This is a genomic window from Anabaenopsis sp. FSS-46 (assembly GCF_029891665.1).
Lineage (GTDB): Bacteria > Cyanobacteriota > Cyanobacteriia > Cyanobacteriales > Nostocaceae > Anabaenopsis > Anabaenopsis arnoldii.
In genome coordinates, this window is record NZ_JANQDG010000044.1 from 25730 (window position 1) to 36895 (window position 11166).

Below are 11166 nucleotides of genomic sequence, written 5' to 3' on the forward strand. Positions count from 1 at the left end.
CTGTTTTGGCTCCCGTGTACTCAGGGTTTCCCATGATGGGATTTTCTATTTAGAGTCCCCTGTTACCGAAGTCTGGGAGATTTTTAGATGATTAAAAAAAGTCTTGCTTTGGTCTCCTTGAGTTGGGGAATTGTCTGTGTAAGTAGTATGTGGTCAGCTGTGGCTCAGGTTTCCACACCGTCTCTGGTACAACCGCCACTCAGACTCTTTCGGGTGGAAACAGGCCCTACCCCAAGGGTTGGTTGGTTGGGTTGGGATGAGCAACTTTTTCCAGGGGGTAATCCTAGTTTACCCTTAGGAGATCGCCCGACTTTGTTGGCTGCTATTGATCATAGTTTGAGTTATCTGGAGAAAAGGAGTGCTATAGCGGCCTATCAAAACTATCCGGTTCGGGGAATAACCCATGATCGGGTGCGTCGGAGTTTGATTCGTTTCCGCCAGCTATTGGTCAGTTCTAAATCCACTGCAGAACTACAAGTTGCTGTCCGTAGAGAGTTTGACTTTTACCGTTCTGTGGGCAATGATGGCAGGGGTACTGTTAAATTTACCGCTTATTATGAACCTGTTTATTATGCTAGCCGGGTAAGGACTGGAGAATATAGGTATCCCTTATATCGCAGACCACCAGATTTTGATCAATGGCCTCAACCTCACCCGAAACGAGTTGATTTGGAAGGTGAGGATGGTTTATTAGGGGAAAGAAGCCGGTTACGCGGGTTAGAAATACTCTGGTTCCGCGATCGCTGGGAAGCATACATGGTACATATCCAAGGTTCTGCCCAAATTGAGTTAACTGAGGGTATCAGAACATCTGTAGGCTTTGCGGGGGGAACAGATTATCCCTGGACAAGTATCGGTCGCCAATTGTCTAAAGATGGCAAGTTGGCGGCAAATCAATTGAATATGCCGGGTATAATTAACTTTTTCCGCAATTACCCCCAGGAAATGAATAATTATCTGCCCCGCTGGGAAAGATTTGTCTTTTTCCAAGAAAACCCTGGTAGACCAGCTACTGGTAGTATTAATGTCCCAGTTACGGCGGAGCGTTCTATTGCTACAGATAAGTCTCTCATGCCTGCGGGGGCATTAGCACTGATTCATACTTCACTTCCATATGTGGGTAGCAATGGCCAGATGGAATATCGCACCGTGAACCGCTTTGTCCTGGATCAGGATACAGGGAGCGCCATTAGAGGACCAGGAAGGGTGGATTATTTCATGGGGTCTGGTCAAGTAGCGGGCGATCGCGCTGGTGTTACAGGTGGGAACGGTTCACTATATTACTTACTCCTGAAAAGGTAGGGAGGGGGAATTGGGGATTGGCCACTGATGATGAGAAAGTTATCATCTTTCCTGCAGTCCCCATTAATCCGGCTGTGTACTCCTCAGTTTCTAATATGGTGGATAATCATCTTCATCTGCGTAAAGATAAGAACTAGAAATCCCAACTGCTGCCATTTTGGGTGCTTCTACTTTAATAGATTCCTTACCAAACTCTTTGTGTTCTTCAAAGGTCTTGCAGATCATTACTGACTCAGGAGAATCGGAAGCAATCAGGTATTGAGTTAATGTTCCCACTGTGGGATGCTTGTAGTCCACCGTTGAAGCCACCATGACAGTATTGGGTTCAATCCCTCTTTCTTCACACTCAATGATAGGGCAAAAAATCCCATGGGCGTGAAATAATGGACCTTTTGCTGATAAAGGTTGCTGGCGATATACAGCATAAGCCCTTTCCAATTCAGCTATGAATCCACCGATGACTCTTCCTTGCTGAAATTCGCAGTAACTTTTGCTGAAACTTGCTCCCGCTACACCGCTGAGAGTTAATTGTAATGGAGATTCGTGGAGGAACTTTTTATTTTCCCCTACCAAGTAAATGAGGTGGCGAGTAAAGGTTTTAAATTTAAGCTTGTCTGCTAAGAAAGCATCATAATTTTCTTTAAGAGTACCAAGTTTATGACCAGTTTCCCGGTCTTTAACAGATAAAGGTCCCCGGCGGACTATAACTAATCTGGGAGCATTGCTGATAAAAACTGTTTCTACTCCAGAGCTAAACTCATGCTCTACCTGTTGCCAATTTTCATCGGGCTGAAAGCCTACAGCTGTAGCATTATCTAATTTAATTGCCAATCCATGGGGCTGCATACCATCCATACCATGGCGAGGATTAATCATCTGACACCAGGGGATGATTTGAGAAGGAGGGGCGTTAAATCTATCGTCCTCAAAGTCAAAATTAGCAGATGCTTGCATCGTTTTAGACTATCAAAAGTGTTTTCCTCCCCTCAGTTTAACAGTATGGGGAAGGAGTAAACTGGTGCTGATAGAGAGTGTTAATTTTTATTCCCAGTAGCGATTTCAACCAATATTCTCCTGAAATTAAACATAGATTTGTCCTCAAAGGGCATATCTACAGCCGTTGTAGCAGATTTAATCCGTGGGTATCAGTGCCACAGGTATTCAAGAGCTGATATTCAGCCGCTAAGTGTTGTACCTGTAGTGTTTCCACAGGGCTGGGTTTCCAAGGTTTGGGGTTGTTGTAAGCGTAGAAAGTTTCCACACCGTCAATTCCCCGTGCAGCCGCAGCTGGAATTAATTCAGTATGCGATCGCTTGTAACGAGCTGGATGGGCTAAAACTGCCAATCCTCCAGCTGCGTGGATGGATTCAATTATCTTGTCTGCTTGATATTCTAAGCCTACAGCCGGTTTTTTCTGCACATAGGGTTTCATACTAGGATGTTCTGGCTCAAAGGCGTAAGCCAAAATGTGAACTTCTACATCCAGAAGGTTAGCATTAATTTCTACCCCACTCCAGAGATAGGGAGTATTTTCACGGCTATATTCCCGGACTTTTTCTAAATAGGCTTGTGCTACATAATACCCATCTATAGTATGGTGATCTGTAATTGCCAATCCTTCTAGTCCAATAGTGATGGCCTGTTCTATCAACGCAGTTGGCTGCAACCTTCCATCTGAGTGGACAGTGTGCATATGAAAATTGAATAACTGGGGACAGCTATAGGCATCAACACCTTGGAAGACTTCCCTGAGAATATTTGCACTAGTAGATGTCCTAGCAAAATTTACAACCATAAGCTTTTATCAATGAAAATACTTGATTGTTGATAGATAAACAACACCGCCAGCACTTGAAACTGTGAGTAGTTATTTTTTTTAGCTTTACTAGCTCAATTTTTCAATATGTTAAGACTACCTTAGCAAATCTAAATGCTCATGGTCATGAGTATTTCCAATTACTTGTATTAATAAATGTGATGCTAATTACTAATTAATTTAAGTACTGAGATAATAGGAGATGAAATGTTGTACATCTTTACATAAGTAAGTCGGCTCGAAAAAACTGAAGTATGTAACAAAATGTAAAATATCTGAAAGTCTCTTCTCTCTTCCCTTTTGCCTCTTACCTGTTGCCTTGCCATAAGGACAATTTTCAACGCCAACCAACTTAAGTCTTAACAATAAGTAGGTGAACAGAAAAAAACCGAAGTATGTCAAGAAGAGTAAAGTGTCCCAAAACCTCTTCCCCGTTCCCCGTTCCCTGTTCCCTGTTCCCTTGTCATAACGAATTTTAATGCCCACTTACTTAGAACCAACTATTGACTGAGTTGGGCGAAAATTGTTTCCCAGTTAATTACATATGGTCGTGTGCCTTTGTTAACTAAACTAAAGGCTTGGTTGGCTGTACCTGGGTAAAAAAGAGATTCTACACAAGCGGCAGCCACGTCAATGCGGCTAGCATCTCCTGCTAAGTAATCACCAGTCTCAACTACTACCCCTTGTTTACCTCCGGTCTGAGCTTTTAGTAAGGTGTTGAGGTCATAGGATGTATAGGGGCCATCAATCAAGCGTCCCGGACGGATAATAGTGTAAGGTAATCTAGATGTGATGATGGCTTGCTCTCCCTTCTGCTTGGCATCAAGTACCCCAAAGGCATTGAGAATATTAAAAGGTGGCTGGTCTTTACGGTCAACTCCCACAGAAGAGACGAAGACGAAGCGTTTGAGAAGGGGTGGTGCTGCTGATACTAAGTTGCTGACGCCTTCAGCATCTACTTTGACTGGGTGATTTTTGGCTCTGGTATTTCTATATTCAGCATCAATCAATATCCTTCCCCATTCTAGTAAGTTAGGTGGTGGGTCAAATTCCCATCTCTGGGAGGGGAAAGCAGTTGTGCCAGTACAACAGATAATGTAGTTAATATCTTGCATAGCTGGGGGGAGGGTGGTTAGATCGCGGATATCACCCACAGCAATTTCTACTTGTTGATTAAACATTTTTCTGGCTTGGGCTGCGTTGCGGGTGAGAAGACGAACCTTCATACCCTTTTGCAGCAAGTTGGCGGTGACGAGTTGACCCACGCCACCAGTAGCACCAGCAACTAGTACTAAATCGTTAACTGAGGCTGCAAGAGAAGTCATAAACTGATGTTAAAGGTGTTTATCTAATTTAATGAATATTTTGGCACGGTGTTTCTGTCTGGAGAAGGCGATCGCAAAAAAAAACCGGTTAAAATAACCGGGGGTGTTCATTAAGGCAGTTAAAGATATTTTCCCCGACAATGTAGAGAATTTCTGTATAAATAGTTATACTATTTCTCCTTACCACCACAGCGGGGACAATTCCGGAAAACCAGCTAAATTTTCGTGGTATCCACTCAAACCAGACTCCAGAGCTTTCCTAGTTGTTCCAACCCAATATCCATTAACCTGGAAAATGTACTAAAATCAATGACTTGAGTCACAAAGAGAGCAATCATGGCATCCATCCGCGAGTTGCACGAACAGTTAATTAAAAAAGAATGTTCTGCTGTTGAAATTACCCAAAAAGCCTTAGAGCGTATTCAAGCATTAGAACCGAAATTACACAGTTTCTTGCACGTCACCACAGAAAAGGCGTTAGAACATGCTCGTGCTGTGGATGCGAAAATCGCCGCTGGGGAAGAAATAGGACTCCTAGCCGGGATTCCCATAGGGATTAAAGATAATTTGTGTACCCAGGGGGTTCCCACTACTTGCGCTTCTCGAATTTTAGAAAATTTTGTCCCGCCTTATGAATCAACAGTGACACAAAAACTGATTGATGCGGGGGCGGTACTGATTGGTAAAACGAATTTAGATGAGTTTGGCATGGGTAGTTCTACTGAGAACTCTGCCTACCAACTTACTAATAATCCTTGGGATTTATCAAGGGTTCCAGGTGGTTCTTCTGGGGGTTCGGCGGCGGCGGTAGCGGCTGATGAATGTGTTGCATCTCTGGGGACTGATACGGGCGGTTCTATTCGCCAACCGGCATCTTTTTGTGGTGTGGTGGGGATAAAACCAACTTATGGGCTGGTGTCTCGCTATGGTGTGATAGCTTACGCCTCATCTTTGGATCAGGTTGGTCCTTTGGGACGGACGGTAGAAGATACTGCTATTGTATTGAATGCGATCGCTGGTTACGATTCCAAAGACTCTACTAGCCTGAAAGTGGAAATCCCCAACTACACCGCCAATCTAACACCAGATTTCAAAGCCCGAAAGCTGCGAATTGGCGTGATTAAAGAGACCATGGCTGATGGTTTAGATGCTGTGGTAGAAAAGGCGGTCAGTCAAGCCATAGAGCAACTAAAGAGTTTGGGGGCGGAGATTTCGATTATTTCCTGTCCCAACTTCCGTTATGGTGTACCTAGCTACTATATTATTGCCCCCTCTGAAGCATCAGCTAATCTGGCTCGCTACGATGGTGTAAAGTATGGCTTCCGGGCTGAAGATGCAGATAATCTGCTATCTATGTATACTCGCACCCGTTCCACTGGTTTTGGTCCAGAAGTGAAACGGCGGATTATGATTGGTACTTATGCTTTGTCTGCTGGCTACTATGACGCATACTATCTGAAGGCGCAAAAAGTCAGAACTTTGATTAAACAAGACTTTGAAAATGCTTTTGAGCAGGTTGATGTGTTAGTTTGTCCTACTGCTCCCACCACAGCATTTAAAGCAGGGGAGAAAATTAGCGACCCCCTCAGTATGTATTTAAATGACTTGATGACTATCCCTGTCAATCTTGCAGGTTTACCGGGTTTAAGTGTACCTTGTGGTTTTGATGACCAGGGACTACCCATTGGGTTGCAGCTGATTGGCCGGGTACTGGGAGAAGAGCAACTATTTCAAGTGGCTTATGCTTATGAGCAATCGACTAATTGGCTAGTAAATCAGCCTCAACTCTAGGCGCAAAACCCCACCCTATAACTATTTGAGGGTGGGTAGTTTTAAGCTTCCTCCTGATGGCGGGGTAGAGTGTGAAAAATATTTGTTAAAATACATATATCTTAACAAACGGCAATTTTCAATGCAATTGAGTTTCAAGCTACTACTGACGGTAGAAATAATTGTTGTCATTGCCTACTTTGCTATCTGTCTATTTCTGTTTGTCAGACAGCAGCGGTTAATTTTCTTTCCTTCCGCTGTGATTGAAAGAACACCAGAGATTTTTAACCTCCCCTATGAGGATGTCTGGTTACCTGTAAAAGTTAGGAATGGAAAGACAGAACTAATTCATGGTTGGTGGATTCCATCCCCAGAACCAAACCCTAATGTGTTGCTGTATCTCCATGGTAACGCCATCAATGTTGGCGCTAATGTTGGTCATGCTCGTAGGTTTAATCAACTGGGTTTTTCTGTGCTGCTGATTGATTATCGGGGTTATGGTCTGAGTGGAGGTGATTTCCCGGCGGAACAGCGAGTTTATGAAGATGCCTCTATTGCGTGGAATTACTTGGTAAATGAGAAGCAGATTTTACCTAGTAAAATATTTATTTATGGGCATTCTTTGGGAGGTGCGATCGCCATTGATTTGGGACTCAAACAGCCACAAGCAGGGGGGTTGATTGTGGAAAGTTCCTTTACCTCTATCAGGGATATGGTGGATTACAGGAATTTATTTTGGATGTTCCCGGTGAACTTAATTTTAACCCAGCGCTTTGAATCCATCAACAAAGTACCCCAGTTAAAAATACCAGTGTTATTTATACATGGCATGGCTGATACAAGTGTACCATCTTTCATGAGCCAGAAGCTTTATCACGCGGCTCCCGAACCGAAAAAACTGCTGTTAGTCCCCAGTGCGGAGCATGATAATACAGCGATTGTTGCTGGTGAGGAATATCTACAATGGGTGATGTCTTTTGTACAAGGGGCGAAAGGTGGGAGGATTTTGACTAATAGTGAGCATCAATCAGTCAATTAGGTGGTAATATCTTTGCGTTCTATATAATAGGAACCTAAAACCAAAGCATCCATGTGAGTTCTTAAGAAGCATTTAATGGCTTCTGTGGGTGTTCTGACAATTGGTTCATTTTCATTGAGGGATGTGTTTAAAACCATGGGAATTCCCGTGCGTTGACCAAAGGTGTTAATTAATTCCCAGTAGAGGGGGTTGGTTTGACGGTTGACAGTTTGTAAGCGCCCAGTACCATCAACATGAGTCACAGCGGGAATTTCTGCTCTTTTTTCCGGGCGAATTTTTAATACTTTTTCCATGAATAGAGATGAAGCATCAATTTCAAAGTATTCTTTCACCCGTTCTTCTAGGATACTGGGAGCGAAGGGACGGAACTTTTCGCGGAATTTGATTTTGAGGTTGATGATATCCCGCATATCAGCACGTCGGGGGTCTGCTAGGAGGGTTCTGTTACCTAAAGCTCTAGCGCCAAATTCCATCCTACCTTGAAACCAACCAACAACTTTACCTTGACAAAGAGCATCAACTACTTGATGGCGCAGTGCTTCTGGGTCTAGGTATTGGCTGGGGAGATTTTCAGATTTTAAAGCTTCTAGACATTCAGCATCGGCAAATTCTGACCCCCAGTAAGCATGATTTAATACGAATTGACGTGGTTGTTTGAGAATTTGATGCCAGATAAAGAATGCAGCACCTATAGATGTACCATTGTCAGCAGCACCCACAGGTATATAGACATTTTGAAAAGGAGTATTTTGGCTAATTTTGCCATTAGCTACTGAATTCATCGCTACCCCGCCAGCTAAACATAGATTATCTGTTTTAGTGCGATCGCTCAAACGGTTGAGGAGATGAAAGATAATTTCTTCTGTGACAGCTTGCAAAGAAGCGGCGATATTCTGATGTTTTTGAGTCAATTCTGATTGGGGATGACGGACAGGTCCGAATAATTTTTCTAATTCTGGGCTATGGAAAGGTTCTACACTAGGCGCTCCATTCTCCCATTTCATAGCAATACCTTGTTGGTGGTGAGTAAAGTAGTCTAGATTTAATTCAAAGTTGTCGCCGTGAGGATAAATTATCCGGCGGAATGCTTCAAGATACTCTGGTTCACCGTAGGGAGCTAATCCCATAACTTTATATTCATCTCCATAGGCCGGAAAGCCGAGATATAGAGTAATAGCATTGTAGAGATAGCCAATGGAATGGGGATAATAAACACGAGAGAAATATTCTAGGTGGTTACCTTCCCCAAGTGCGCAAAGGGTGCTGACAAAGTCCCCCATACCATCAACAGATAAAATCGCAGCTTTTTCAAACGGAGAAATCAGGAAAGCACTAGCAAGGTGTGTACTGTGGTGTTCTAATGTATGGATAGGGGCGCGAATGTCTTCTGACTGACAGTGACAAGCATCTGCTAATTGTTCTTGGAGACTAGCTGATTTACTTTGTTTGCTAAATCTGTCTAGGAGTGAAGATATTGCAGGGCGTTGTTTAAGAGTGAACAGCAGTTTACGATTGAGGTTAGCTTTGGGGTTAAAGGATACTGCTATATGGTCTAAGTCTACAGCACTAATGCCCCCAACTTCCAGACAATAACGGATAGATTCAGCAGGAAATCCAGCCCAATGTTTAATTCTGTTAAAACGTTCTTCTTCAACCGCCGCAATTAGTTGACCATTTTGCACTAAACAAGCTGAAGCATCACCATGATAGGCGTTAATTCCCAGGATATTCATATAAACTCCTCACACAAACATCTTAAATTTCTTCGGGATTAATCCCCATTTCTTGCAGTCTGGCGGTTAATTTAGCGGCTTTTTCTTCCGCTTGTTCAGCCCTTTGGCGTTCTTGTGCTACTAATTCAGTTCCCCAGGGGAGTAAATTACCGGATTCATCCCACCAGCGCAACCAAAAGGTTGCCATTTCTGCCTTTTTCCCTCTCCATACACCCAAAAACAGGTTTAAAGTTACCAGGTAAAATCTTCCCTGTTCATCAGGGGATTGTTGCTGGTATTTACCATCTGTTAAATGATAAACATCTAAGGTTCCGGTTTGAGGATGAAAGATCACATATACAGGGACTTTTAAAATTTGTTCATAAAAATACCATTTACCATAGGGATAATGGGGATTAATAGAATATTCTCCCCCCTCTGTAGCGGAGATAAATTCCATCACAATGGCGGGTGGTTCCCCTTCGGTGTGGGGGGTATAACTGCGGCGGACTTCTCCCTCTGGGAGGGGATGAACTACAGGTATATAAACCCAGTCGGGGGCTTTGACGATGGTTTTGTCGCCCACGGTGGCGCATAGCCCAAAATTGGAAGCAATGAGCATGGATTCTAAGATTAATCCAGCCAGTTCTAAGGATTCTCGCAAAGCCGCAGCCAGGAGGGGTTGAAGATTACTTTCCACAGGTTCATCTGGTAGGGGAAAATCCGCGGGTAGTTTTTCCCATCTCACAGGGGGTAACCTGTGTAAGGGATGGTGTTGTGTAACCGTCATGGTTTTAAGCAATGGCTGTTGATGTATTGTATCACAGATGGTTATCTACACATTAAGTATGGTTGGTGGTTATCCACACATTAGGTATAATCGATAGATAGTTATCCACACGGGAGCCAGGGAATAAATTCCCTGTCTAAAAGCTAAAGTCGGTTAAAAACCGACTGGTTTTGTGTTTGGTGATTATGGTGTTTTGGGTTGGAGTGGAGGTGGCGGTAAATCGGTTTATTTTGCTAATAATGCAATTGTGGTTCTGTTAAAAACCGACTGGTTTTGTGTTTGGTGATTATGGTGTTCTGGGGTGGGTTGCGGTAAATCGGGTGCTTGTTTTAATAGTGAAATTGTATTCTACAAGAGACAATTAAGGGAGAATGGAAGGGAGAAAATGAATATGGTTTTCAATTCCACTGATGGGATGAATAATACAAACCAGATGATCAGCATTAGCAATTCAATAACCATATACACCTCATTTTCTATAGCAAGAGTAATTAAGGTTTTACCTTCTTTAGTTGCCCTAATAATATGATAATATAAACGCCATAAACCCATAATTAAATTGACAAATCACACAAAAATCCTCAACCCTTTTCCTCTTCCTAGTCGGTTTTTAACCGACTTGAGCTTTGAGACGGGGAATTCATTCCCCGGTCCCCCGTGTGGATAACTATCAACTATGGCTTGGGTGTGTGGCAGAAGTGTTGAATCCTGCAATAAAACTTGACAATTTTTGCGTTTTACCCAGATAAAGTTCATTGTCTATTAAGAATAGAGTCATTAATTGCTCAAATTTTGTATCACCAATGCACAAGGACAGTCAACAGTCAACCTTTAATTGTTACGCAGAATTGATTATTTATCCCTTTGATTAAAACTAGCCTCTATTAAATTTATACTGAGCAGAATTTCTGCCAATACTCGCTGCAATGCGTAATATAAACCATATTTACCATCTAAAATACCTCCTTTGATAATCAGGCAATAAAAGAGTATAATTAATGGGGCGATGATTTTTAGCTTACGAAGGCGATCGCCTAAACTCAGTTCATGGTTGGGGGTTTCTAGGAGTTTTTTGGACTCAATCACCATGTAACGTTGTTGCGCCCATAACCAGCGATTTAATGGTTTGCGATCGTCGTGGTGAATGTATCCTATTAGTTGACTAGAGTTACCTCGATTTTTTAGTAGTTGTGTGTGACCATCATCAATATAAATTGTTTTGTCTTTGCGAAAGAGTACCTCACGGGGTGGGAGTATGGTACCTCTTAAAGCACAAGTGTTGAATGTTAAGAAAGAGGTGATAAAAATAGCCCAAAATATGGTAAATTTTGGGCGAAGGATTAAAACCAATTAATTGATGATGATTATAAATTCATTTCCCAAGATTGTCAAAGACATCCTCAGACCGTTGC

General features: G+C 42.7%; 8 protein-coding genes and 2 pseudogenes. 3 read left to right on the plus strand and 7 right to left on the minus strand.

Annotated features, from left to right (window positions below):
• Nucleotides 1-87: 87 nt before the first annotated feature.
• Nucleotides 88-1302: a murein transglycosylase A gene (locus tag NWP21_RS04505; RefSeq protein ID WP_280791774.1), complete on the plus strand. Its 1215-nt coding sequence runs from the start codon at nucleotides 88-90 to the stop codon at nucleotides 1300-1302.
• A 90-nt stretch (nucleotides 1303-1392) separates the two neighbouring features.
• Here the strand turns inward: NWP21_RS04505 and NWP21_RS04510 are convergent, their stop codons facing one another.
• From NWP21_RS04510 to NWP21_RS04520, 3 genes are all read right to left on the minus strand, one after another.
• On the minus strand, nucleotides 1393-2256 hold the full coding sequence (locus NWP21_RS04510; RefSeq protein WP_271734303.1) for a DUF5895 domain-containing protein: 864 nt from the start codon (nucleotides 2254-2256) through the stop codon (nucleotides 1393-1395).
• A 157-nt stretch (nucleotides 2257-2413) separates the two neighbouring features.
• A complete protein-coding gene (locus NWP21_RS04515) occupies nucleotides 2414-3097 on the minus strand; it encodes a PHP domain-containing protein (protein WP_280791775.1) in 684 nt (227 codons plus the stop codon).
• Between the two features lie 521 nt (nucleotides 3098-3618).
• Nucleotides 3619-4443 carry an SDR family oxidoreductase gene (locus tag NWP21_RS04520; protein WP_280791776.1) on the minus strand — a complete coding sequence of 275 codons (825 nt, stop codon included), beginning with the start codon at nucleotides 4441-4443 and terminating at the stop codon, nucleotides 3619-3621.
• Nucleotides 4444-4779: 336 nt separating this feature from the next.
• Here NWP21_RS04520 and gatA point away from each other — a divergent pair, with 336 nt between their 5' ends.
• Complete coding sequence (gene gatA, locus NWP21_RS04525) at nucleotides 4780-6234, plus strand: Asp-tRNA(Asn)/Glu-tRNA(Gln) amidotransferase subunit GatA (RefSeq protein WP_280791777.1); 1455 nt, start codon at nucleotides 4780-4782, stop codon at nucleotides 6232-6234.
• A gap of 121 nt (nucleotides 6235-6355) precedes the next feature.
• A complete protein-coding gene (locus NWP21_RS04530) occupies nucleotides 6356-7252 on the plus strand; it encodes an alpha/beta fold hydrolase (protein ID WP_280791778.1) in 897 nt (298 codons plus the stop codon).
• Here NWP21_RS04530 and NWP21_RS04535 read toward each other — a convergent pair.
• From NWP21_RS04535 to NWP21_RS04550, 4 genes and pseudogenes are all read right to left on the minus strand, one after another.
• A complete protein-coding gene (locus NWP21_RS04535; protein WP_280791779.1) occupies nucleotides 7249-8985 on the minus strand; it encodes a carbamoyltransferase C-terminal domain-containing protein in 1737 nt (578 codons plus the stop codon). The two genes, NWP21_RS04530 and NWP21_RS04535, sit on opposite strands and share 4 nt — an antisense overlap.
• A 22-nt stretch (nucleotides 8986-9007) precedes the next feature.
• The gene (locus NWP21_RS04540) at nucleotides 9008-9754 is read right to left on the minus strand and encodes a Uma2 family endonuclease (RefSeq protein ID WP_280791780.1); all 747 of its coding nucleotides are present in this window, start codon (nucleotides 9752-9754) and stop codon (nucleotides 9008-9010) included.
• 225 nt (nucleotides 9755-9979) lie between these two features.
• A pseudogene (locus NWP21_RS04545) lies at nucleotides 9980-10306 on the minus strand (transposase).
• A gap of 300 nt (nucleotides 10307-10606) precedes the next feature.
• A pseudogene (locus NWP21_RS04550) lies at nucleotides 10607-11023 on the minus strand (glycosyltransferase family 2 protein); the annotation flags it as partial.
• Between the last annotated feature and the right edge of the window lie 143 nt (nucleotides 11024-11166).